Source organism: Streptomyces sp. NPDC040405 (assembly GCF_055595765.1).
Window position 1 is genome coordinate 484,446 of sequence record NZ_JBVIVI010000007.1, and the last position, 21,778, is coordinate 506,223.

General features: G+C 72.3%; 20 protein-coding genes. 10 read left to right on the plus strand and 10 right to left on the minus strand.

Annotated elements, in window-relative coordinates; translation table 11 throughout:
• Nucleotides 1-64: 64 nt before the first annotated feature.
• Nucleotides 65-1,603 carry an ATP-dependent DNA ligase gene (locus tag ACZ59A_RS29020; protein ID WP_470964275.1) on the minus strand — a complete coding sequence of 513 codons (1,539 nt, stop codon included), beginning with the start codon at nucleotides 1,601-1,603 and terminating at the stop codon, nucleotides 65-67.
• Nucleotides 1,604-1,776: 173 nt separating this feature from the next.
• On the opposite strand from ACZ59A_RS29020, the gene ACZ59A_RS29025 reads away from it, so the two are divergent.
• Nucleotides 1,777-3,027, plus strand: coding sequence for a PP2C family protein-serine/threonine phosphatase (locus tag ACZ59A_RS29025; protein ID WP_470964278.1), 1,251 nt, complete (start codon nucleotides 1,777-1,779; stop codon nucleotides 3,025-3,027).
• Here the strand turns inward: ACZ59A_RS29025 and ACZ59A_RS29030 are convergent.
• Nucleotides 2,969-3,565 carry a DUF7144 family membrane protein gene (locus tag ACZ59A_RS29030; RefSeq protein ID WP_470964281.1) on the minus strand — a complete coding sequence of 199 codons (597 nt, stop codon included), beginning with the start codon at nucleotides 3,563-3,565 and terminating at the stop codon, nucleotides 2,969-2,971. The genes ACZ59A_RS29025 and ACZ59A_RS29030 overlap by 59 nt on opposite strands.
• Nucleotides 3,566-3,796: 231 nt before the next feature.
• Here ACZ59A_RS29030 and ACZ59A_RS29035 point away from each other — a divergent pair, with 231 nt between their 5' ends.
• Entirely contained in the window at nucleotides 3,797-6,622 is a 2,826-nt protein-coding gene (locus ACZ59A_RS29035) for a SpoIIE family protein phosphatase (RefSeq protein WP_470964284.1), read from the plus strand.
• Here the strand turns inward: ACZ59A_RS29035 and ACZ59A_RS29040 are convergent.
• Nucleotides 6,583-7,200 (minus strand): TetR/AcrR family transcriptional regulator, encoded by a 618-nt coding sequence (locus tag ACZ59A_RS29040; RefSeq protein WP_470964287.1) that lies wholly within the window; start codon nucleotides 7,198-7,200, stop codon nucleotides 6,583-6,585. The genes ACZ59A_RS29035 and ACZ59A_RS29040 overlap by 40 nt on opposite strands.
• A 305-nt stretch (nucleotides 7,201-7,505) precedes the next feature.
• Here ACZ59A_RS29040 and ACZ59A_RS29045 point away from each other — a divergent pair, with 305 nt between their 5' ends.
• The 6 genes from ACZ59A_RS29045 (at nucleotide 7,506) to ACZ59A_RS29070 (ending at nucleotide 12,870) form a co-directional block, all read left to right on the plus strand.
• On the plus strand, nucleotides 7,506-9,131 hold the full coding sequence (locus ACZ59A_RS29045) for a sensor histidine kinase (RefSeq protein ID WP_470964290.1): 1,626 nt from the start codon (nucleotides 7,506-7,508) through the stop codon (nucleotides 9,129-9,131).
• A 14-nt stretch (nucleotides 9,132-9,145) separates the two neighbouring features.
• On the plus strand, nucleotides 9,146-9,574 hold the full coding sequence (locus tag ACZ59A_RS29050) for a roadblock/LC7 domain-containing protein (protein ID WP_468042898.1): 429 nt from the start codon (nucleotides 9,146-9,148) through the stop codon (nucleotides 9,572-9,574).
• Complete coding sequence (locus ACZ59A_RS29055) at nucleotides 9,571-9,933, plus strand: DUF742 domain-containing protein (RefSeq protein WP_470964293.1); 363 nt, start codon at nucleotides 9,571-9,573, stop codon at nucleotides 9,931-9,933. Before ACZ59A_RS29050 ends, ACZ59A_RS29055 begins: the two co-directional genes overlap by 4 nt.
• Nucleotides 9,914-10,531, plus strand: coding sequence for a GTP-binding protein (locus ACZ59A_RS29060; RefSeq protein WP_470964297.1), 618 nt, complete (start codon nucleotides 9,914-9,916; stop codon nucleotides 10,529-10,531). Before ACZ59A_RS29055 ends, ACZ59A_RS29060 begins: the two co-directional genes overlap by 20 nt.
• Nucleotides 10,528-11,799, plus strand: coding sequence for a cytochrome P450 (locus tag ACZ59A_RS29065; protein ID WP_470964300.1), 1,272 nt, complete (start codon nucleotides 10,528-10,530; stop codon nucleotides 11,797-11,799). The genes ACZ59A_RS29060 and ACZ59A_RS29065 overlap by 4 nt, the downstream gene beginning before the upstream one ends.
• A 450-nt stretch (nucleotides 11,800-12,249) precedes the next feature.
• On the plus strand, nucleotides 12,250-12,870 hold the full coding sequence (locus ACZ59A_RS29070; RefSeq protein ID WP_470964303.1) for a TetR-like C-terminal domain-containing protein: 621 nt from the start codon (nucleotides 12,250-12,252) through the stop codon (nucleotides 12,868-12,870).
• Between the two features lie 36 nt (nucleotides 12,871-12,906).
• Here ACZ59A_RS29070 and ACZ59A_RS29075 read toward each other — a convergent pair whose 3' ends face one another.
• From ACZ59A_RS29075 to ACZ59A_RS29090, 4 genes are all read right to left on the minus strand, one after another.
• Nucleotides 12,907-13,599 (minus strand): DUF305 domain-containing protein, encoded by a 693-nt coding sequence (locus ACZ59A_RS29075; protein ID WP_470964306.1) that lies wholly within the window; start codon nucleotides 13,597-13,599, stop codon nucleotides 12,907-12,909.
• Nucleotides 13,596-14,261, minus strand: a complete 666-nt coding sequence (locus ACZ59A_RS29080; protein ID WP_470964309.1) for a DUF3105 domain-containing protein — start codon at nucleotides 14,259-14,261, stop codon at nucleotides 13,596-13,598. Before ACZ59A_RS29080 ends, ACZ59A_RS29075 begins: the two co-directional genes overlap by 4 nt.
• Nucleotides 14,262-14,335: 74 nt before the next feature.
• Complete coding sequence (locus ACZ59A_RS29085) at nucleotides 14,336-14,806, minus strand: hypothetical protein (protein WP_470964312.1); 471 nt, start codon at nucleotides 14,804-14,806, stop codon at nucleotides 14,336-14,338.
• 93 nt (nucleotides 14,807-14,899) lie between these two features.
• Nucleotides 14,900-15,259, minus strand: coding sequence for an ArsR/SmtB family transcription factor (locus ACZ59A_RS29090; RefSeq protein ID WP_470964315.1), 360 nt, complete (start codon nucleotides 15,257-15,259; stop codon nucleotides 14,900-14,902).
• Nucleotides 15,260-15,329: 70 nt separating this feature from the next.
• Here ACZ59A_RS29090 and ACZ59A_RS29095 point away from each other — a divergent pair, with 70 nt between their 5' ends.
• Nucleotides 15,330-16,424 (plus strand): cation diffusion facilitator family transporter, encoded by a 1,095-nt coding sequence (locus tag ACZ59A_RS29095; RefSeq protein WP_470964318.1) that lies wholly within the window; start codon nucleotides 15,330-15,332, stop codon nucleotides 16,422-16,424.
• 1 nt (nucleotide 16,425) lies between these two features.
• On the opposite strand, the gene ACZ59A_RS29100 is transcribed toward ACZ59A_RS29095, so the two are convergent.
• Nucleotides 16,426-16,770, minus strand: a complete 345-nt coding sequence (locus ACZ59A_RS29100) for a hypothetical protein (RefSeq protein WP_468042880.1) — start codon at nucleotides 16,768-16,770, stop codon at nucleotides 16,426-16,428.
• A 211-nt stretch (nucleotides 16,771-16,981) separates the two neighbouring features.
• On the opposite strand from ACZ59A_RS29100, the gene ACZ59A_RS29105 reads away from it, so the two are divergent.
• The gene (locus ACZ59A_RS29105) at nucleotides 16,982-17,692 is read left to right on the plus strand and encodes a M10 family metallopeptidase domain-containing protein (protein ID WP_470964321.1); all 711 of its coding nucleotides are present in this window, start codon (nucleotides 16,982-16,984) and stop codon (nucleotides 17,690-17,692) included.
• Nucleotides 17,693-17,758: 66 nt separating this feature from the next.
• Here the strand turns inward: ACZ59A_RS29105 and ACZ59A_RS29110 are convergent, their stop codons facing one another.
• Together ACZ59A_RS29110 and asnB are read right to left on the minus strand one after the other, a co-directional pair.
• Nucleotides 17,759-19,474, minus strand: coding sequence for a cellulose binding domain-containing protein (locus ACZ59A_RS29110; RefSeq protein WP_470964324.1), 1,716 nt, complete (start codon nucleotides 19,472-19,474; stop codon nucleotides 17,759-17,761).
• Nucleotides 19,475-19,801: 327 nt separating this feature from the next.
• Nucleotides 19,802-21,652 carry an asparagine synthase (glutamine-hydrolyzing) gene (gene asnB, locus ACZ59A_RS29115; RefSeq protein WP_470964327.1) on the minus strand — a complete coding sequence of 617 codons (1,851 nt, stop codon included), beginning with the start codon at nucleotides 21,650-21,652 and terminating at the stop codon, nucleotides 19,802-19,804.
• Nucleotides 21,653-21,778: the final 126 nt, after the last annotated feature.

The window sequence follows — 21,778 nt, forward strand, 5'->3', positions numbered from 1 at the left end:
GCGGGGCCTCTCGAATCGGGGCGGGGCAGCGCACATTGTCCCCCGCCCGCCTGTGCCCGCCCGGTCACGGCCTCCGCAGCGCCAGCACCGTTTCGACCGTGTCCGCCTGGTCCGCCGGTTTGTCCTCCCGGTAGCGCAGCACCCGGGCGAACCGCAGGGTGACGCCCGCCGGGTAGCGGGAGGAGCGCTGGAGGCCGTCGAAGGCCACCTCCACCACCAGCTCGGGCCGTACCCGCACCACCCAGCCGTCGTCGCTGACCGCGAGGGACAGCAGCGCGTCCGTCTGCCACTCCAGCAGCGCGTCGGTCAGCCCCTTGAAGGTCTTGCCGAGCATCAGGAACGTGCCGTCGGGGCGCCGGGCGCCCAGGTGGAGGTTGGACAGCTTCCCGGTGCGGCGGCCGTGCCCCCACTCCGCGGCCAGCACCACCAGGTCCAGCGTGTGCACCGGCTTGACCTTCAGCCAGGACGCCCCGCGCCGCCCCGCCCCGTACGGGGCCTCAAGACCCTTGGCGAGCACGCCCTCGTGGCCCCGGGCCAGCACGTCGGCGGCGAACGCGCGGGCCGCCCGCCGGATCTCCGGGTCCGCCGGGTCCTCGGCGACCAGCTGCCGCACCCGGCGGGGCGCGGGGGCCACCCGGGCCAGTTCGGTGTGGCGCTCGCGGGTCGGCAGCGCGAGCAGATCGCGGTCGTCCACGGTGAGCAGGTCGAAGAAGACGGGGGACAGCGGCAGCGCGGCGGACGCCCCGGCGACGTCGAGGCGGGAGCCGACCCGGGCCGAAGTCTCCTGGAACGGCCGGGGCCGGCCCGCCTCGTCCAGCGAGATCACCTCGCCGTCGAGGACGGCCCGCCGCACCGCGAGCTCGCGGGCCGCCGCCACGACCTCGGGCAGCCGGTCGGTGATCTCGTCCAGGGTGCGGGTGTAGACGCGTACGTCGTCCCCGTCGCGGTGCACCTGGACCCGGATGCCGTCCAGCTTCTCCTCGATCACGCACGGGCCGAGCCGGTCCATGGCCTCGTCCAGGTCCGCCGCGCTCTGCGCGAGCATCGGCAGCACCGGCCGCCCCACCTCCAGCCGGAAGTCGGCCAGCGCGGCCGGGCCGCGCGTGAGCAGCGCCTCGGCGACCGCGCCCAGCGAACCGCCGAGCATCACCGCCCGGCGCACCTCTGCGGGCGGGGCGCCGACCGCCTGCGCCAGCCCCTCCACGGCCAGCGCCTCCAGCGCGCCCTGGCGCAGCTCCCCGCCGATGAGTCCGAGCAGGAAGCGCTGCTCGTCCTCGGTGGCATCGGCCATCAGCGCGCCGACGAGGCGTTTGCGCTCCGCCCCGGCGCCGGTGCCGGAGACGGCCGCGATCCGGCTCAGCGCGCGGTCCACGTCGAGGACGGCGAGCCGCGGGGCGGCGGCGGGCGCGTGCCGCTGCCGCAGGGTGGACCAGCCGACGCCGGTGCGGCGCTGCGGCAGCTTCCCCGCGAGGTAGGTGATCACCACGGCCGCCTCGGCGGGTTCGGTGCGGCGGAACAGCCCGGCCAGTGCGGCGGTCTTCTCCGAGCGGGCGGAGGTGGCCGCGACCTGCCGGGAGGTGCGTGCGACATCGGCCAGCAGCATGGCTCCAGCGTGCCTCCGCCGCCGCCGGGCCGCACGCGTTCCGGGGTCCGGGGCGGCGAAAACACAAGAGATTGGCACAATGGTCACAAAGGGGGCGGTGGGGTCGAGGCAGGGAGCGGGCCACGGGACAGCAGATCGACTACGCAGCGCTCTTCGAGGCCGTTCCCAGCCCGATGCTGGTCCTGGACCCCGGCTTGATGATCGTCGCCGTCAACGAGGCGTATCTGACGGTCACCCGGCGGGTGCGCGAGCATCTGGTCGGCCGGTACGTCTTCGACGCGTTCCCCGACAACCCCGCCGACCCGGACGCCTCGGCCACCCGCAATCTGGACGCCTCGCTGCGCCGGGTGCTGCTGACCGGGGAGCGCGACGCGATGGCGCTCCAGCGGTACGACATACCGGTTCCCGCTGCCGAGGGCGGGTTCGAGGAGCGGTACTGGAGCCAGATCAACACCCCGGTGCTCGGCCCCGACGGCTCGGTCGTGCTGCTGGTCCACCGCGTCGAGGACGTGACGGCGTTCGTGCGGGGCCGCGAGCGGCGGCTGACGGGGCGGGGCGCGGAGTCGGCCGCCCGGGCCGTCGGGACCGACACCATGGACGCGGACCTCTACATCCGCGCCCGGGAGCTGCAGGAGGTCAACGAGCGGCTGCGGAAGGCGCACGCCAGGGAGCGGGAGACCGCGCTGGTGCTCCAGCGCTCCATGCTGCCCACGAGCCCGCCCGGGGAGCATCCGTACGCCGCCGTGCGCTACCGGCCGGCCGTGGGCTCGCTCAATGTGTGCGGCGACTGGTACGAGCTGACCGATCTGGCGGACGGCCGGATCGCGGTCGCCGTGGGGGACGTGGTGGGCCAGGGGCTGGAGGCGGCCTGCGTCATGGGGCAGCTGCGCAGCGCGCTGTCGGCGGCGACCCGGGTGGTCAGCGGACCGGCCCGGGCGCTGGAGGTGCTGGGGCTGTACTCGCGCTTCGTCGACGGGGCGCTGGCCGCCACCGCCGTGGAGGCCGTCATCGACCCGGCGGCGCACGCCATCGCGTACAGCTGCGCGGGCCATCCGCCGCCCCTGCTGCTGCACGGCGAGGGGGCCGTGGAACTGCTGGACCGGGCCACCGATCCGCCGCTGGGCGCCCGGCCCGAGCATGTCCGGCGGCCGCAGGCGAAAGTGGCGTACGAGCCGGGGGACACGCTCGTGCTCTACACCGACGGGCTCATCGAGCGCCGCGACGAGGACATCGACGTGGGCCTCGGCAGACTGGCCGACAGCCTCGCGCGCCACCGCGGTCTCGACCCCGAGCCGATGGCGGACGCGCTGCTGGCCGATCTCGGTGTCACCGGCGGCCGGGCCGCCGATGACACCGCCCTGGTCGTCATCGGGCTTCGGGACCCGGTCCGCCCCGGGGCTCGGGACCCTGACCGCCGCCCCTAGCGTCGTCGCCCCTGGAGTAGTCGTCGCCCCTGGTGCCGCCGCCCCTGGAGTAGTCGTCGCCCCTGGTGCCGCCGCCCATTGAGCCGCCGCCCCTGGATTCAGCCCTGGACATCCCCGGCTCCGTGCCCTGGCCCCCGGTGCACAGGGCCCAGATCACGAACGCGTCGATGAGCATCAGCACCGTCGCCCACAGCGGGGTGTACGGCAGCCACAGGAAGTTGGCGATCAGCGCGAGTCCCGCGATCACCACGCCCACGACCCGGGCCCACATCGCTCCGGTGAACGTCGCCAGGCCGGTGATCACCAGGACGATGCCGAGGATCATATGGATCCAGCCCCACCCGTTGAGGTCGTAGCTGAAGATGTAGTTCGGGGTGGACACGAACACCTTGTCGGTCCGTACGGCCGCGACGCCCTGGGCCAGGGTCATCAGACCACCGAAGAGCATCATGACGGCACCGAAGACGAGACGTCCGCTTACCCCGCCGTAGGTGCGGGGGGCGGTTCCCGGGTGGACTCCACCCGCGTGAGTGGCCATGTCGGGCTCCTTCGTCAGGCGCGATCGACGGCATGGTGGCCGCCGTTTCGCGGGCAATTCGGGTGAATTGCCCTAATATCAGGTTTGCACAGTCCGCCGGGGTCGGCACCCCGCGCCCCGCAGCGATTTCCCGCACGCAAAGTCACCCCTTCTTTGCGCAAGGTATTTTTTATGGGCATGGTGGACAGAAGGGGTTCGCCTTCCGGGAAATCCCGGTGTAGATGTATCTCTATGGCCCGGTTTATGGGTCGATCGTGGGTTGCCCGCATGTTCCCCGGTCGGCGCCCACGGAGTCGGCGGCGTGAGCGCCCTCAGGAGGCGGGGCGGCGCCATCGGGCGTGGGTGAACGTCCGCAGCGTCGCCGGACAGGTCTTCGTCCTCCAGCTGATCATCGTGCTGCTGCTCGGCGCCGCGGCGACGGCCGCCCTGGTGCTCCAGGTGCGGCACGACGCCACCGACGAGGCCCGTAGCCGCTCCGTCGCCGTGGCCGAGTCGTTCGCCAATTCGCCGGGGATGGTCCAGGCCCTGCGCAGCCCCGATCCGACCGCCGTGCTCCAGCCGAAGGCGGAGGCCATCCGCAAGAGGACCGGGCTCGACTTCGTCGTCGTCATGACGACCAAGGGCATCCGGCTCACCCACCCCAAGCTCAACCGGATCGGCAAGCACTACGTCGGCGGCATCGAGCCCGCGATGCGCGGGCACACCACCACCGGTACCGGACCCGGCACCCTGGGCGAGGCGATGGACGCGGTGGCGCCCATCTTCGACAGCCGTCACAAGGTCGTCGGGGCGGTCGGCGCGGGGATCACGATCAGGAAGGTGAGCGGGCTCGCCGACCGCCAGATGCCGCTGCTCATCGGCGCCGTCACCGCCTCGCTCGCCCTGGCCACCGGCGGCACCGCCATGGTCAGCAGGCGGCTGCGGCGCCAGACCCGGGGCCTGGAACCCGGCGCGATGACGCGGATGTACGAGCACCACGACGCGGTGCTGCACGCCGTGCGGGAGGGTGTGCTGATCGTCGACGGCGACGGCCGCCTGGTGCTCGCCAACGACGAGGCGTCCCGGCTGCTCGGCCTGCCGCCGCGCCCCGAGGGACGCTCGGTGCACCAGCTGGGCCTGGACCCCGGGGTCGCCGGTCTGCTGGTCTCCCAGCGTGTCGTGACCGACGAGGTGCTGGTGGCCGGGGACCGGCTGCTGGCGGTGAACAACCGCCCCACCGACCGCGACGGCGGCCCGCCCGGCAGCGTCGCGACCCTGCGCGACTCCACCGAGCTGCGCGCCCTCTCGGGCCGCGCCGACGTGGCCCAGAAGCGGCTCAAGCTGCTGTACGACGCCAGCGTGGAGATCGGCACCACGCTGGACGTGGGCCGCACCGCCGAGGAGCTGACCCAGGTGGTGGTGGACCGCTTCGCCGACTTCGCCACGGTCGACCTGGCGGAGCCCGTACCGCGCGGGGAGGAGCCCCCGGCCGTCGGCGGCGTCGAGATGGTCCGGTCGGCCATCCACGGCATCCGGTCCGACCCTCCGTTCTATCCGCTCGGCAGGCGGTTCACGTTCGCCGAGTCCACGCCCCAGGCGTGGGGCTTCCGCAGCGGGGAGGCGGTCGTGGTGACCGATCTGGACCAGGCGCCCGGCTGGCAGGCCCAGGACCCCGTGCAGACCCGCAAGGTCATCGAGTACGGCGTCAAGTCGATGGTCACCGTGCCGCTGCGGGCCCGCGGTGTGCTGCTCGGCGTGGTCAACTTCTTCCGTACGGCGGAGAGCGAGCCCTTCGAGGAGGAAGAGGCGACGCTCGCCGAGGAGCTGGCCGCCCACGCGGCGGTGTGCATCGACAACGCCCGGCGCTACACCCGCGAGCACACCATGGCGGTGACCCTCCAGCACAGCCTGCTGCCCCGCGCCGTGCCCGCGCAGAGCGCCCTCGACGTGGCCTTCCGCTATCTGCCCGCCGAATCCGGGGTCGGCGGCGACTGGTTCGACGTCATCCCGCTGCCCGGCGCGCGGGTGGCGCTGGTGGTGGGCGATGTCGTCGGGCACGGGCTGCACGCGGCGGCCACGATGGGGCGGCTGCGGACCGCCGTGGCCAACTTCTCCACCCTCGACCTGCCGCCCGACGAGATCCTGTCCCATCTGGACGACCTGGTGGCCCGCATCGACCAGGACGAGAGCCCCCTCGGCCAGGACATCCCCGGGGGCGGCGGCGAGCCGCTTACCGGCGCGACCGGCGCCACCTGCCTGTACGCGATCTACGACCCGGTGACCCGGCGCTGCACCATGGCCCGGGCCGGGCATCCGCCGCCCGCGGTGGTGAGCCCGGACGGCACCGTGGAGTTCCCGGACCTGCCCGCCGGGCCCCCGCTCGGCCTCGGCGGGCTGCCGTTCGACACGGCCGAACTGGAGCTGGCCGAGAACAGCCATCTCGTCCTCTACACCGACGGGCTCATCGAGGACCGCCGCCGGGAGATCGACATCGGGCTGGAGATGCTGCGGGACGCCCTGTCGCACCGGGGCCGGTCGCCCGAGGAGATCTGCACCGAGGTGCTCAGGGCGATGCTGCCCGCTCAGCCGGGCGACGACATCGCGCTGATCGCCGCCCGTACGAGGGTGCTGGGCCCCGGCCGGGTGGTGTCCTCGGACGTGCCGTCCGACCCCGCCGCGGTGGCCGGGGTACGCGCCGAGGTGCTGCGGCAGCTGGAGGAGTGGGGCATGGCGGAGGTGGCGTTCACCGCCGAACTCGTCCTCAGCGAGCTGATCACCAACGCCATCCGGCACGCCACCGGCCCGATCCGGCTCCAGCTGCTCCGCGACCGCGGCCTGATCTGCGAGGTGTCCGACACCAGCAGCACGTCACCGCATCTGCGGTACGCGACATCGACCGACGAGGGCGGCCGCGGGCTGTTCCTGGTCGCCCAGTTCGCCGAGCGCTGGGGGACGCGCTACACCGCGGGCGGCAAGGTCATCTGGGCCGAACTGGCGCTGCCCGAAACGCCGGAGCCGTCCGGGGCGCCGCCCTCGCTTCAGTCGTCGCTGCCGCCGGTGGTGCCCGAACTGTCCTGACGGGCGACCGTGCCGTCCACCGGCCCCGGGCCGTCCGCCGCGTCCCGGGCGAACCGTTCGACCAGGGCGTCCCACCGCTCCCGTTGCCGCTCCGGCGGGATCCGCCCCGCGTGGGCGAGTACGGCGAGTCCGTGCAGCGCGCTCCAGACGCCCTCCGCGTACAGCTCGTCCCGTCCGTCGCCCGGCCCGGTCACGGCCACCAGCTCCGCGAAGGGCGTGAACGGGACGTCGGTCTCCCGCACGAACATCGCCGCGTAGAGCGCTGGGCGGGCGACCGCGAAGTCCAGATAGGCGCGGCCCACCGCGCGCAGCGCCTCCCGGGGCGAGCCCGCGGCGCGCCGGGCCCGCCGCAGCCCGGCGGCGAGGTCGTCGAAGCCCTCCACGGCCACCGCGCGCACGATGGCGTCCTTGCCCTTGAAGTGGCTGTACAGCACCGGCTGGCTGTAGGCGACGCGCTCCGCCAGCCGACGCGTCGTCACCGCGTCCCAGCCTTCGGCCTCCGCCAGTTCCCGAGCGGCGGTGACGATCAGCTGATGGCGCCGGGCGCGCTCGTGTTCACGGCGTTCGGTGGAGGACATGACAGGCGACCCTAGCAGTGCTAGAAGTTTCGTCCGGGGTAACCGGGTACGGGAGGAGATACGTGACCGCAGCTCAGAACCGTTCATCTTTGGCGGAATCGAACAACTTACGTTCTCCCGCACCATGCTGACGGACCGTCATTAATTGAATGCCCAGCGGGGTCGTTCAAAATTCTCTGAGCAGTACTACCATGTGCCGCCCACGGCTTGATGTCCGCGTGGTCCACCCTCAACCCTCGAACGCGCCCATGAGGACCTGATAGATGTCAGCACATATATCCAGCCATCCCTACCAAGGGCCTGCCGTGACCCGGCAGGCCCTGGCCGTGCCCCTGCTGGCCGCTCTCGTCGCCGGCGGGGCGGGGGCGTGGGTGACGGCCGAGGTGCCCGAATCCCAGCGCGTCCTCGTCGCCGTCTTCTGCGCGCTGGCGGCCGTGGCTCTGGGCGTGGCCCTCGCGGTCGCGGCCTACCGGTCGCGGACCATCGGCCGGCTCCAGTCCCGGATCGCGAGCCTGGAGGCCGCGGCCGCACAGCACTCCGCGGAGGCCGCCCGGCTCGCTGACGAAACGATTCCCGCTGCGGTGAAGGGCCTGCGGGACGGTGGCTCGGTGGACACCGTGCTGATGCAGGTGACGAAGCCCGGCGACCAGGCGCACGGCCGGGTGCTGCGCAGGGTGGTGCAGGAGATCGGCACCGGTGAGCGGATGCGCGCCTCCGCGATGGCGGCGTGCGCCAACGCCGCGGGCCGGGTCCAGGCGCTGGCCACCAGCATGCTCGCGGACCTGCGCGAGATGGAGAACCGGCACGACGAGTCCGTCCTCGGCGACCTGCTGAAGCTCGACCACACCACCGCCCAGACGGGCCGCATCGCGGACAGCATCGCGGTGCTGACCGGTGCCCGCTCCGGGCGCCGCTGGACCAAGCCGATCGTGATGGAGTCCATCCTGCGCGGCGCGGTCGGCCGGATCAGCGCCTATCAGCGGGTACGGGTCCACGCGGCCAGCAACGCCGCGGTGGCCGGTTACGCGGCCGAAGGCGTCATGCACGCCCTCGCCGAGCTGATGGACAACGCCACGAGCTTCTCGCCTCCCACCGAGGAGGTGCATGTGTACGTCGAGGAGACGCACACCGGCGTCGTGGTGACCGTCGAGGACGGCGGCCTGGTCATGGGCCCCTCCGCGCTGGCCCGTGCCCAGAAGGCGGTCTCCTCGCAGACTCTCGACCTGACGAGCCTGTCCGGCACCCGGCTCGGCCTCGCGGTCGTCGGCTGTCTGGCCCGCAAGCACGGGCTGACGGTCTCCTTCCGCCCGTCCGCCCGGGGAGGTACCGGCGTCGTGGTTCTGATCCCGCAGCAGCTGATCACGCACATCAACCAGGACGCGGTGCCCGGTGCGTCCGCGCGGAACCGCGTCGAGCCCGCCCGGCCGCGGGCCGCCGCCCCGGCGGCGCGGCCGGTGGAGCCGTCCGGTTCCCGGGTCGCTGCGAGCGCCGAGCCGCTCGCCGAGCCCGTGGCCGAGGCGCCCGCCCCGGCAGCGCCCGCGGCCCCGGCAGCCCCGTCGCCCGCGGCGGAGCCCTCCGCGCCCGCCGGGCCCTCGGAGCCCGCCGAGCCCTCCGGCGCGTCCGGCGACTCCTCCGGCGCCGACGCCCCGGCGGAGCCGCGCATCAACGGGCTGCCCCGGCGGCGCCGCGGCGAGACGCTCGCCGCCGCCACGCGGGCCACGCCCCGCCCCGCACCCGACGCCAAGCCGAAGCCTCCGCGTACCGACGCCGGGGCCCGCTTCGGTGCCTTCCGTGACGCCACGCGCGGCTGCCCCACCGGCGGTACCGACGGGCGTAACACCACGTCGGCGTCGGCCGCAGATGCCACCGGGCCCGCGCCGACCGCCGAGTCCGCCGAGTCCGCCGAGTCCGCCGAGAACGACCAGCCGTGATGATAGGAACGCCGATGAACACCACAGACCGCAGCTTGGACTGGCTGTTGGAGAACCTGCTGGAGAAGACGCCGGGAGCCCGGCACGCGCTGGTGCTGTCCCGGGACGGTCTCAAGCTGTGTCTCACGTCCGGGCTCTCCGTGGACCAGGCCGACCAACTGGCGGCCATCGCCTCGGGTATCCAGAGTCTCTCCCACGGCGCGTCGATCGAGTTCGGGGACGGCAGCGGCGGCGTCCGGCAGTCCATGACGGAGTTCCACGGGGGAATTCTGTTCATCGTCGAGGCCGGTGAGGGCGCCCATCTGGCCGTCGTGGCGCACGACGAGGCCGACGTCGGCATCATCGGGCACAACATGAACGAACTGGTCGAGCAGATCGGCGACCATCTGCGGGCGGCGCCCCGTACCACCGGATACGGCCGTGGCGGCGGGACGAACGCATGATCCGAGGGCCGCTCGACAGCGAGGACCCTGACCGGCTGTACACCGTCACCGGCGGCCGCAGCCGTGTCGACGAGAGCGTGTTCGACATGGTCACGCTCATCGTCAGCGAATCCGAACCCTCACTCGGCATGCAGTCCGAGCACGTCAAGATCCTGCGGATGTGCCGGCGGCCCATGGCGGTGGTGGAGATCTCCTCGTACCTGGGACTGCCCGTCAGCGTGGTCAAGATCCTGCTGTGCGACCTGCTCGACACCGGCAAGATCACCGCGCGCCATCCGCATGCCGCCCGCCCCGACAACGGAGGGCTGCCGGAGCCCGAAACGCTGAAGAAGGTGCTCGTTGCACTCCAGAACCTCTGACCGCGCCGACGTCCGGGCACCGCTGCGGGCGAGCGCGAGCGACGGCCTCAAGATCGTGATCGTCGGCGGCTTCGGTGTGGGCAAGACGACGATGGTCCAGTCGGTGAGCGAGATCCGCCCGCTCAGTACCGAGGAGACGATGACCCAGGCGGGCGTCGGCATCGACGACTCCTCCTTCGTCCAGTCGAAGACGACCACCACGGTCGCCTTCGACTTCGGCCGCATCAGCCTGGACGAGGAGATGGTGCTCTATCTGTTCGGCGCGCCCGGGCAGGAACGTTTCTGGTTCCTGTGGGACCGGCTCTTCGTCGGCACCCTGGGTGCCGTCGTCCTGGTCGACACCAACCGGCTCGCGGACTCCTGGTACGCCATCGACCGTCTCGAATACCACGGGACGCCGTTCATCGTGGCCCGCAACAACTTCACGGAACCGCAGCACACCCTGGAGGAGGTCCGGGACGCACTCGATCTGCCCCCGGACGTCCCCGTGATCGACTGCGATGCCCGAGAGCGCGATTCGAGCAAGGCCGTGCTGGTCGCGCTCGCCCGTCACCTCTACTCCCTGTCCACCTCCTCCGCCCGGGAGACCACCGCGTGACCACCCCGGATCCCACGTCCCCGCCCGAGGACTCCTTCGCCCCCGACGCGCCGCTCCTGGGCTGGCCGGAGCAGCCTGACGCGGTGCGGCTGGATCTCGATCTGCTCCGCAACGATCCGGACGAGCTGTACCGGAAGCTCCGCCGCGAGCACGGCCCCGTCGTCCCCGTGCTGCTCGAACCGGACATCCCCGTCTGGATGGTGCTCGGCTACCGGGAGCTGCTCCGGGTCACCACGGACCCCAACCTGTTCGCCCGCGACTCCCGCCGCTGGCACTCCTGGGACCGGGTCCCGCCGGACTGGGAGCTGATGACGTTCGTCGCCTACCGGCCGACGATGCTGTTCTCCGAGGGCGCCGACCACGAACGCCGGTCCGAGGCGATCATCGACAGCATGGAGTCCGTGGAGCCGTTCGAACTGCGGGCGCAGTGCGAGCGGGTCGCGGACTCGCTGATCGACGTCTTCTCGGGCAGCGGCCGCGCCGATCTGATGGCCGAGTACGCCAGCCAGATCCCGCTGCGGGTGCTGAACCGCATGTACGGCCTGGACGACTCCCCCCAGCTGACGCAGGAGACGGTGGACCTGGTCAGCGGCAAGGGGGGACCGGAAGCGCACCAGAACCTGCTGAACCGGATGGTGGCGCTGCTGGAGAACGCCCGGGCCAACCCCGAGGCGAACAACATCGCCTCGGTCCTGGCGTTCCACCCGGCGGGCCTCACCGACGAGGAGATCCTCAACGACCTCCTGGGCAACGTCTACGCGTCCCACCAGCCCACCACCGACCTGATCGGCAACGCGCTGCGGCTCATGCTCACCGACGAGCGGTTCGCGGTCACCATGTCCGGCGGGCGGCGCAGCGTGGGCCAGGCGCTCAACGAGGTGCTGTGGGAGGCCACCCCGGTCCCCAACTGGGTCGGCCGGTGGGCCTCCGAGGACACCATGTTCGCCGGGCGCCACATCCGGAAGGGCGACTGCCTGATGCTGGGCCTCGCCGCGGCCAACGCCGACCCCGACGTACGCCCGGACTTCCGCGCCGGGGCCGCGGGCAACCAGGCCCACATGGCGTTCAGCCACGGCACGCACGGCTGCCCCCAGGTCTCCCGCGAACTGGCCCAGAGCATCGCCATGGCCGCGATCGAGGTCCTGATCGACCGCCTCCCGGACGTGACCCTGGCGATCGCCCCCGAGGAGCTGCAGTGGCGCTCCTCGCTGATGATGCGCGGCGTCGCCGCCATCCCGGTCGAGTTCACCCCGGCCTTCGCCCACTGACCCGCCACTCGGCCCCGGCGGTGCGCACGCGCCCCCGCCGGGGCCGTCGGCTGTCCGCCCGCCGTCGGCTGTCCGCCCGTTCGGCGGCTCAGCCCAGGGCGTTGAAGACCGCCTCGGGCCGGTCGCGCTCGGCGAACAGGGTCCAAGCGGTGTCGGCGAGATCATCGGGGCCGAGGGACATCGACGCCGGGGCCGCAAGCGCGCTGGACCTTCCCTCCCCGCGTACGGAAGGTCCAGCACGCCTACTCGATAGCCCGCCCCTAATGCTCATGGGCGCGCATTAAGCTGGAGGCGTCACCGTATCCGGACGTGGGCACGTCACGCAATGGCGTACCGGTCGGTAGTGGCTGGAAGAAGTGAAGATCTCGTGCGCCCGGGTTTGGGCGGGACATAGGGTCGGCCCGTTACCGACCCCGTCCGCGGCACAGGAGACATGGCGGCTCACCTTTTATGAACGCGCGACCACCCCACGGCTCGGCGCGCCCCGGCGGGCGCACGGCACGGACCCGCGCCGCCGTGCTGGCCGCCGCCTACGACGCACTCGGCGCCGAGTCGTTCGGCGCCCTCACCCTGGACAAGCTCGCCGAGCGCTCCGGGGTGCATGTGTCGACCATCCGGCGGCGCTGGCGCACGGTGGAGGGGGTCGTCGTCGACCTGCTGGCCGAGCGCAGCTCCACGCTGCACACCCCCGACTCGGGCGACTTCCGGCGGGATCTGGAGGAACTCGCCCAGACCATCGGCGGCTTCATCGACGCGCTGCGCAACCGCAACGTCGTCCAGGGGCTGTTGGCGGCCGCCGCCCACGATCCACAGCTGGAGGAGATCGTCCGCGGCGCCTTCGTCGGCCGGACCGACGAGGTGACCCGGATCGTGCGGCGCGCGATCGACCGGGGCGAGGTGGCCGCGGACACCGACGCCAAGGACGTCATCGCCGCGCTGGCCGCGCCGTTCTACTACCGGGTGCTCATCCTGCGCAGGCCCATCGACGCCCGGCTGATGCGTACCAGCGCCGAGGCGGCGTACACGGCGGCGCGGGCGGGGGCGTTCCGTACCGGGGCGGACGACGGGTGACGCCCCCGGCCCATGGGACGGGCCGGGGGCGTCAGGTCAGGCGCCGCGCTCCTTCAGCATGTCGGCCATCAGCTCGATCTCCGACTGCTGGGCCTGCACCATCGTCTTGGCCAGCCGCTTCTCGGGCGGGTCGGTGACCAGGCCGGCCGCGCCCTCCGCCATCGCGACACCGCCCTTGTGGTGAGCGGTCATCAGCTTCAGGTAGAGCACCTCGGCCGCCTTGCCCTTGGCCTTGCGCAGCTTCTCCAGCTCGGTGTTGGTGGCCATACCGGGCATGAGCGAGCCGTCGTGCGGCTTGTACGCGTGGTTCATGCCCTTCATGCCCTCCATGCCCTCCATGGAGCCGTGCTTCATCCAGGTCATCGGCGGTTCCTCCGATGCCCGGTCCAGCCCCCACCTGTCCAGCCAGCCCTGCAGGATCCCGCGCTCGGTGGCCTGCGCGGTGAGGATGTCGAACGCCAGCCGCCGCACGTCCTCGTCGCCGGTGCGGTCGCGCACGATGAGCGACATCTCCACCGCCTGCTGATGGTGGGTGGACATGTCGCGGGCGAAACCGGCCTCGGCGGAGGTGTCCTTCGGGGTGCCGGTGCCGGTCGTGCCCTCCGAGCGGTCGCTCATCAGCCACACCACCGCCACCGCCACCAGCGTCAGCACCGCGAGGGCGGCGGTGATCCCCGCCACCAGCGGCTGACGTGAGGCGCGGCCGACGGCGGTGGTCCCGTCGGTCACGACGACTTCCCGTTGGTGCAGTAGGCGTTCGGCTCCGGGGTCTGCTTGCCCTGCACGAACTTCTTGAAGAACGCGGCCACCCGCGGGTCCGACGCCTTCTCGATCTTCAGCTGGTTGCCCCAGGCGTTGAGGACGATCGGCGAGTCCTGGTCCTCGTAGGGGCTCATCAGCGAGTACGGAGTCTTCTTCACCCGGGTCGTGAGGGTGGCGACGTCCTCCTTCGACGCCTTGTCGTTGTAGGTCACCCACACCGCGCCGTGCTCCAGCGAGTGCACGGCGTTCTCCTTGGTCAGCTGCTTGGTGTAGACGTCGCCGCTGCAGTTCTGCCAGACCTGGTTGTGGTTTCCGCCGACCGGCGGCGACATGGCGTACTCCACGGTGCCGCCCACATGGGTGCGGCCCAGGTTCTTCCAGGTCTTCATGCCCTTGAACTCACCGGTCTTCACGACCGAGGAGGACACCTTCGTCGCCTTCTCCTCCTTCTTGTTGCCCGCGTCGACCAGGAAGAAGCCGCCGACGGCCAGCCCCGCGACGATCACGGTGCAGGAGGTGATGGTGATGATCCGGTACCTGCGTTCGCGGGCCTTCTCCGCGCGGCGCAGCTCCTCTATCTTCGCGCGGCGCTCGGCCGCGCCCTTCGTCTTCGAACCCTTGGAAGCCATGGCTGTCCCAGTCCTCGCAGTTCTCGCACTGACGCACTGAATGAGTGAAGTGGTGGCGGATGTCGGCGATCGGCCTAGGTGCGGAGTACTTGGAGCTGATGGAGGCCGAGGGCGTGGACGAGGGTGTCGGGCGGTGGCGCCCGTACGGAGTCCGTGCCCCGCGGGCCGTCCGGCGGCCGGAAACCGGCGGGGACGGGCGGCGGGACGGGGACGGGAACCAGGGCGGGGTTCCCGCCGCGGGGACCGGCCACGCAGTCGTCGCTGCCGCCGCCCGGGGTCTTGGCGTCGTCCCCGGAGGTGTGGAACGGGTTGAGGGAGGCGGCCGGGGCCGGTCCCGTCGGCGGCCGTTCGAGCTGCGTCTCGGCGACGAGACGGTGGTGACAACCCACTGACACCGGCGGGTGGTCGCCGCCGGAGTGGACGCACGACGGCGCCACCCACAGCACGGCGGCGAGGAGCGGTACGACACGTCTGAGCGCGGAGCGCGCGGTGGCTCGCACCGCGCGCTTCCGTATGTCCTCGTCTCCGCCCCGCCCTCTGACCATCGCGCCAGATCGTAACCAGTGGGCCTGCCGGGGCTGAACGGGTAGCGCGGTAATCGCGTCAGTCGCGGAGTCCGTCGTGGAGTCAGCCGCGGGTCAGTCGTGCCGGGGAAGGCCCGACAGTTCGTGGTCGGCGTGGCTCAGCGCCTCGGTGACCAGCCGGGCCAGGTGCCCGTCCCGGAGGGCGTAGACGACCCGTCGGCCGTCCTTGCGCGACGTGACCACCCCGGCGAGCCGCAGCTTGGCCAGGTGCTGGCTGACGGCCGGACGGGCCGCCCCGCAGGCGGCGGTCAGGGCCGTCACATCGGCCTCGCCCGCGGCGAGGGTGTGCAGCACCGCCAGCCGGGTGCGGTCGGCGAGCAGGCCCAGGACCTCGGCGGCGCGCGCGAACTGCTCGGCGCTCGGGGTGCGCGGGTGCGAACCGTGCGCATCTGATAGGTGCATGCGTGCGCTCATACGCACATAATGGGTGGCGGGGACGGACCGTGTCCAGTACGAAAGCGACGCAGCGAGGAAGGCGGATGCCATGGACGACCGGCACGGGCATGACGACGGGCACGGATCACACGACCACGGACACGACCACGGGCACGACCATGAGCACACCCACGAGCACACCCACGCCCACGGCCGCGTCGCCCGGTGGCGGCACCGGGCGGGCCATCTGCTGCGCCCCCACTCCCATGACACGGCCGACAAGGTGGACCAGGCCCTGGAGTCCTCCGCCCGCGGCCTGCGCGCCCTGTGGACCTCGCTCGCCATCCTCGGCGCGACGGCCGTCGCGCAAGCCTTCGTCGTGGTCGCCTCCGGATCCGTCGCGCTGCTCGGCGACACCGTCCACAACGCCGCCGACGCCCTGACCGCCCTCCCGCTCGCCCTCGCCTTCCTGCTCGGCCGCCGCGCCGCCACCCGCCGCTTCACCTACGGGTACGGGCGGGCCGAGGACCTGGCCGGGATCGCGATCGTGCTCACCATCGCGGCCTCCGCCGCGTTCGCCGCCTGGACCGCCGTGGACCGGCTGCTGCACCCGCGCGACATCGAGCAGCTGCCCGCCGTCGCCGCCGCGGCCGTGGTCGGCTTCATCGGCAACGAATGGGTCGCCCGCTATCGCATCCGCGTCGGCCGCGAGATCGGCTCGGCCGCCCTCGTCGCCGACGGTCTGCACGCCCGTACGGACGGCTTCACCTCGCTCGCCGTCCTGCTGAGCGCGGCCGGTGCCGCCCTCGGCTGGCGGCTGGCCGACCCGCTCGTCGGCCTCGCCATCACCGCCGCGATCCTGCTGGTGCTGCGCGACGCCGCCCGCGAGGTCTTCCGCCGGGTGATGGATGCCGTCGACCCGGACCTGACCGACGCCGCCGAGCGGGCCGTGCGCGCCGTACCGGGCGTACGGGACATCGGCGAGCTGCGGATGCGCTGGATCGGCCACCGGCTGCGCGCCGAGGTCGCGGTCGTGGTCGGCGGCGAGCTGACCGTACGGGAGGCACACCGGGTCGCGGTGGACGCCGAACACGCCCTGCTGCACGCGGTTCCCCGGCTGACCGCCGCCCTGATCCACGCCGACCCGGCCCCGTCCGACCGGTCCCCCGATCCGCACGCCGCGCTGGCCCACCACGCCGTCTGAGTCAGACCTCGCTGACCGGGGCGATCAGCCCGGCGGTGGAGGCCGGGGGTACGGGGCCCACGCGGGCGCTGACCAGGTCGCCGCGCTCCAGGAACCCCGTACCGCTCAGGTCGACGTGGACGCGCAGCCCGTAGATGTCGTCGGGGTCCAGCTCGCCGGGGACCGTCACGCTGAACGGGATGTGACCGGCCGGGCTCAGCGGCACATCGGTCTGCACCTGCGCCCCCACGACGGAGGTGGCCACATCGGCGCGGGACACGTTGCGCACCTCCACCACCACCCGGGCCGCCCGGACCGTGGGGGTGTCCGGGGGCAGGGACACGATGCCGCTCAGGACACTGCTCATGCGCGCCATTACATGCCACCCGCGCCCCTCGTGTGACACGGTCGGGGGTCCCGTACGGCCATTCGGGTGGGGAAGTGGCCGGGGGCCCGTTGGTCCCGATCCGGTCATGATCCGGTCATGATCGCGCCCCCGCCGAGGCGGCGTGGCGTACCCGCCCGCAGAATCGGGGGGCGGAAGCTCACGGGGAGCGACCGCCAACGGGAGAACACAGATGAAGAGAATCGGCATCGTCGCCGTGGCCGCCGCCACGGCGCTGCTGGCCACGGGCGGCGTCGCCCACGCCGCGAACAGCGGGGTGGGCTGGAAGCTGGAGAGCGGCAGCCCTTACTACATCGAATCGCTGCGCCACCACTCCACGTACACGCTGTCGTTCGTGACGAAGACGGCCCGGGACCGGCTCACGCCGTATCTGAGGATTCCGGTCGCCCAGCTGAACGCCATGCCGGAGGTCAAGGCCGCGGGCATCACCTTCAAGCTGTCCACCACGGTCGAGGGCGGCACGAACCTCAAGAACAAGAAGTACTGCGCGGGGCCCCGGAACCACATCATGTTCACGCTGGCCCACCGCCCGCTGAACGGGCAGAAGGGCATGTCGCAGGCCAAGCCCTGCTACAACACCACCGACAACAGCGCCTGGGGCGGCTACGTCCTGATGGACGACGAGTACTGGAACAGCGCGGGCAAGGAGAACGGCTGGTTCAGCTCGAACAAGGCCAAGAACACGGCCATGACCCGCAACGGGGTCACCCATGAGCTGGGCCACATGATGGGGCTGGACCATCCGAACCCCTCCTCCTTCGACCCGAAGGAGAACAAGCCGGTGATGACGTCGCCCAACGGCGGCTATCTGAACAGCAACGGCGGGAAGTACACGGCCGCGGACCAGCGCGGCATCAGGAAGCTCGTCGCCAACGGCGGCTGACCGCCCCGGCGCACCGGACGCGGCCCGGAATCCCGGGCCGCGTCCGCTGTCGTTCAGAGCGGGCGTTCAGGCCGAGCAGCGCTCACCGTTGAGGGTGAAGGCGCGGGGCGGGGAGTTGCTGCCGTCCCAGGTGGCGAGGAAGCCCACGGAGAACGGCTGGTCGGCGTCGACCTTCCGGTTGTAGTCGGCCGGTGTGGTGGTCACCGTGGAACCGCGCTGGGTGAATTCGCCGTTCCACATCTGGGTGACGCGCTGGGCGTCGTCGGGGAAGTCCCAGGAGACCCGCCAGGTGTCGAGCGCGCTCCGGGAGGTCAGCGTGACCTCGGCCTTGAAGCCGTCGGGCCATTCGGTGACCAGGTCGTAGCGGGCCGTGCAGTTGGACTCGCGCGGGGGTTTCCCGGGGGAGCCGCCGGGGGGCCGCTGGCCCTTGCCCGGGTCCTTCGAGGCGGACGCGGAGGCGGGCGGGGACGTGCGCTTCCCGTCCTTGTCCCCCGCGCGGTCCTTGTCCCGCGGGGCGTCCGTGCCGTCCTTCCCGGCCTTGCCGCCCACGCCGTCGCCGCTGCGGGAGGAGGACGGCTCGGCGGACCCGCCCGGCCCCCCGGGGGTCCCGGTGCCCGCCGGTGTGGCGTCCGAGGGCATGCCGCCCGGGGCGGTGGTGTCGCGGGCCACGTGGCCGGTGGCCTGCTCCTCGTTTCCGTCGCCGGACACCGCGGCGGTTCGCGTCAGCGCGACCGTGGTGGCCAGCGCCACGACGGCCACCACGGCCAGGGCGACCGTCGCCGTACGGGCCCTGCGCCCGCCGCTTACGGCACGTCTGCGCCCGGTCGCGCCGCCGAGTCTCTGGCGCAGCAGGCGCGGCGCCATCATCAGCGGACCGCCGACCTTGTCCAGCACCCGGTCCCGTAACGGGATACGGACGGCGTGCGACGCCGGTGCGGTCGACGCGGGGGTGGCGCCCGGGGTCCGCTCGACGGCTCTTCGCCGCCGCGTCACGTACCCGTGCCCGCCCCAGCCCAGCACCCCTCCGGCCAGCGCGTTGGGCAGCCCGCCGCCGTGCAGATACAGGCAGGCGGCGGCCTCGCGGCAGTTCCGGCAGCCGGCGAGGTGCTGCCACAGGTCCGCGGGGGAGTGGGCATCGGGCGAACGGGTGGCGGCGTCCAGCAGCTTGGCGTAGCTGCGGCACTCCTCCTGCGTGAGGGTGTCCACATGGTTGCGCTGGCAGCGCTGCCGGAAGGCGGCCCGCACCCGGGCTATCTCCTCGGTGGCGTACGCGATGTCGCCGCCCAGCCCCCAGGCCACCGCCTCGACCGGCTGCGACTCCACCTCGACGGCCCACAGCAGCGCCCCGTCGTGTTCCCCCATGTCGCGCAGTCCGCGCAGGGCGAGCGGCTGTTCGCGGGGCGGCACGGCGTAGCGGGCGACGCCGGTGGAGGAGAGCCAGACCCGCAGCTCCGGGTCGAGCCGGTCGCCGTCCCGGTGCGGGTGCCAGTCGGCGGCGGTCTTGCGTACGGACGTCAGGAGCAGCGGAAGCCACGGCAGCCGCGGGCCCCAGGAGCGGGCCCGGCGGTTACGGGCGGCCCGGATGCCGCGCCGGAACGCCTCGGTGGCCAGCCGCATGCCGTCTTCGGGGGTGGTGGTGCACAGGTTCGCGTAGTCCGCTACCGCGTCCCAGTAGAGGTTGAGCAGGTCCGTCGGGGAGACGGCGTCGGTGTCCGCTGCGGAGACGGACGGTTGGCCGGGTGGCGCGAACACGCCGTCCCGGGATGCCGAGTGGTCGGGCATGGAGGCACATTCCTCACTCACGAACAGTGGCGCCCCCGCCGGGGGGCAAGCCTCTCACAGGGGCCGCGGGGTGGGCAGCCAACAGCCAACAGCACAGATCAGACTCGGAGTTGGGGGTTCCCCTTCACGGGTGGGCCGAGCCTTTCACGTCCGTGAGTCGACTGACAAGAGACGATAGAGGAGTCGCGAAGGTCTTGTGTGCAAGGGGCCCGGACCGTGGTGGTCCGGGCCTCCTGACGCTACGTCAGAAATGGGTGTGACGCAGCATCAGAAACGAAGTGCGACGCGCCATCGGACACGCCATCGGACACGTCTCGTCGCGGACGCTCAGAGCGTCAGCCCCACCCCGTACCTCCGCAGCCAGGAGTCGAGGCCCAGGGCCACTTCCATGCTCTGCCGGGACTGGTGTCCCGTCCCCTTCGCCGCCCGCTCGGCGGCCGCCCGGTCGATCAGCGGCCCCGCCGGGGAGGAGGAGTCGGCCGCCAGCGCCCGCACCCGGTCGCGCAGGGCGTCCGCGTAACGGGTGTCCTGCGTGCTGGGATACGGGCTCTTCACGCGCTGCGCCACCGACTCGGGGAGTACGTCCAGGGCGGCGGCGCGCAGCAGCGACTTCTCCCGGCCGTCGAACGTCTTCAGCGACCAGGGGGTGTTGAACACGTACTCCACCAGCCGGTGGTCGCAGAACGGCACCCGCACCTCCAGCCCCACCGCCATGCTCGCGCGGTCCTTGCGGTCCAGCAGGTACTGGACGAAGCGGGTCAGGTGCAGATACGAGATCTCCCGCATCCGGTGCTCCAGGCGCGACGCGCCCGGCAGGTGCGGCACCTCGGCGAGCGCCTCGCGGTAGCGGGCGTCCCGGTAGCCGCTGATGTCGATCCGGCCGAGGACATCGCGGCTGAGCAGCCCCGTGCGGCCGCCCGCCTCCCGCCCGGCGAAGCCGTTCGTGCCGAGCGAGGTGATCCAGGGGAAGGTGTCCCCCCACACCGCGTCCTCGTCGTGGAACCAGCGATAGCCGCCGAACACCTCGTCCGCCGACTCACCGGACAGGGCGACCGTCGAATGCCTGCGGATCTCCTTGAACAGCAGATACAGCGACGTGTCGCTCTCGCCGGAGCCGAACGGCAGATCGCGCGCCGTCAGCACCGCGTCGCGGTTGCGCCCGTCCATCAGGGCGGCGGTGCCGAGCACGATGTCCTGGTGGTCCGAGCCCGCGTGCTCGGCCAGCGCGTGGGCGTACGGACCGTCGGGGGTGCCGCGCAGCGCGTCCGCCTGGAAGTTCTCGGTCTGGCCGACGAAGTCCACCGCGAACGACCGCACCGGCCCCTTCCCTGCCGCGCCCAGCCGCCGCGCGGCCAGCGCGGTGATCACCGAGGAGTCCAGCCCGCCGGACAGCAGGGTGCACAGCGGTACGTCCGCGATCAGCTGCCGCTCCACGATGTCGTCCAGCAGCTCCCGCACCCGGCGCACGGTGGTCTCCCGGCCGTCGGTGTGCTCCCGGGCCTCCAGCGCCCAGTACCGCCGCTCGCTCAGCCCCTCCCGCCGCACCCGCACCACATGCCCGGGCCGCACCTCGTACATCCCCCGGTACACCGCGTGGCCGGGCGTCTTCGTGAACGCCAGCAGCTCCGCGAGCCCCTCCGCGTCCACCTCGGGGCGCACCGCCGGATGGGCCAGGATCGCCTTCGGCTCGGACCCGAAGATCACCCCGTCCGCCGTCGGCCAGTAGTACAGCGGCTTGATCCCCATCCGGTCGCGCACCAGCAGCAACTGCTGCTCCCGCGGCTCCCACAGCGCGAACGCGTACATCCCGTTCAGCCGCTCGGTGAACCCCTCGCCCCACTCCAGATACGCGTGCAGCGCCACCTCCGTATCGCTGCTGGTCCGAAAGGCGTGCCCGCGGGCCGTCAGCTCGTCCCGCAACTCGCGGTAGTTGTAGATCTCCCCGCTGTACGTGGTCACCAGCACCGTGCGCCCGTCCCGCTCGACCGGCATCGGCTGCTTCCCGCCCTCGATGTCGATGACGGCCAGCCGCCGATGCCCCAGCGCCGCATGCCCGTCCGCCCACACCCCACCCGCATCCGGACCGCGGCAGCTCATGGTCCGGGTCATCGCGCCGAGCACCTCGCGCTCGGCGGTCAGGTCCTTGTCGTACGCGATCCATCCGGTAATGCCGCACATCGGCGGAACACTCCCTCCGGTCGACAGTCGCCCTTGATGTCACCGTACGCTCAACTAATTGCATCGACCACCAGTCGCCTCAGGCAATAATCATTTCCGGCCAGAGGCTCCCTGCCTCACACGCGA

What these genes read in the sequence shown, in the direction of transcription:
- ACZ59A_RS29020 (WP_470964275.1), bottom strand. Translation starts at nt 1,603, where the DNA reads ATGCTGCTGGCCGATGTCGCACGCACCTCCCGGCAGGTCGCGGCCACC.
- ACZ59A_RS29025 (WP_470964278.1), top strand. Translation starts at nt 1,777, where the DNA reads ATGCTGGTCCTGGACCCCGGCTTGATGATCGTCGCCGTCAACGAGGCG.
- ACZ59A_RS29030 (WP_470964281.1), bottom strand. Translation starts at nt 3,565, where the DNA reads ATGGCCACTCACGCGGGTGGAGTCCACCCGGGAACCGCCCCCCGCACC.
- ACZ59A_RS29035 (WP_470964284.1), top strand. Translation starts at nt 3,797, where the DNA reads ATGGCCCGGTTTATGGGTCGATCGTGGGTTGCCCGCATGTTCCCCGGT.
- ACZ59A_RS29040 (WP_470964287.1), bottom strand. Translation starts at nt 7,200, where the DNA reads ATGTCCTCCACCGAACGCCGTGAACACGAGCGCGCCCGGCGCCATCAG.
- ACZ59A_RS29050 (WP_468042898.1), top strand. Translation starts at nt 9,146, where the DNA reads ATGAACACCACAGACCGCAGCTTGGACTGGCTGTTGGAGAACCTGCTG.
- ACZ59A_RS29055 (WP_470964293.1), top strand. Translation starts at nt 9,571, where the DNA reads ATGATCCGAGGGCCGCTCGACAGCGAGGACCCTGACCGGCTGTACACC.
- ACZ59A_RS29070 (WP_470964303.1), top strand. Translation starts at nt 12,250, where the DNA reads ATGAACGCGCGACCACCCCACGGCTCGGCGCGCCCCGGCGGGCGCACG.
- ACZ59A_RS29080 (WP_470964309.1), bottom strand. Translation starts at nt 14,261, where the DNA reads ATGGCTTCCAAGGGTTCGAAGACGAAGGGCGCGGCCGAGCGCCGCGCG.
- ACZ59A_RS29085 (WP_470964312.1), bottom strand. Translation starts at nt 14,806, where the DNA reads ATGGTCAGAGGGCGGGGCGGAGACGAGGACATACGGAAGCGCGCGGTG.
- ACZ59A_RS29090 (WP_470964315.1), bottom strand. Translation starts at nt 15,259, where the DNA reads ATGAGCGCACGCATGCACCTATCAGATGCGCACGGTTCGCACCCGCGC.
- ACZ59A_RS29095 (WP_470964318.1), top strand. Translation starts at nt 15,330, where the DNA reads ATGGACGACCGGCACGGGCATGACGACGGGCACGGATCACACGACCAC.
- ACZ59A_RS29100 (WP_468042880.1), bottom strand. Translation starts at nt 16,770, where the DNA reads ATGAGCAGTGTCCTGAGCGGCATCGTGTCCCTGCCCCCGGACACCCCC.
- ACZ59A_RS29105 (WP_470964321.1), top strand. Translation starts at nt 16,982, where the DNA reads ATGAAGAGAATCGGCATCGTCGCCGTGGCCGCCGCCACGGCGCTGCTG.
- ACZ59A_RS29110 (WP_470964324.1), bottom strand. Translation starts at nt 19,474, where the DNA reads ATGCCCGACCACTCGGCATCCCGGGACGGCGTGTTCGCGCCACCCGGC.
- asnB (WP_470964327.1), bottom strand. Translation starts at nt 21,652, where the DNA reads ATGTGCGGCATTACCGGATGGATCGCGTACGACAAGGACCTGACCGCC.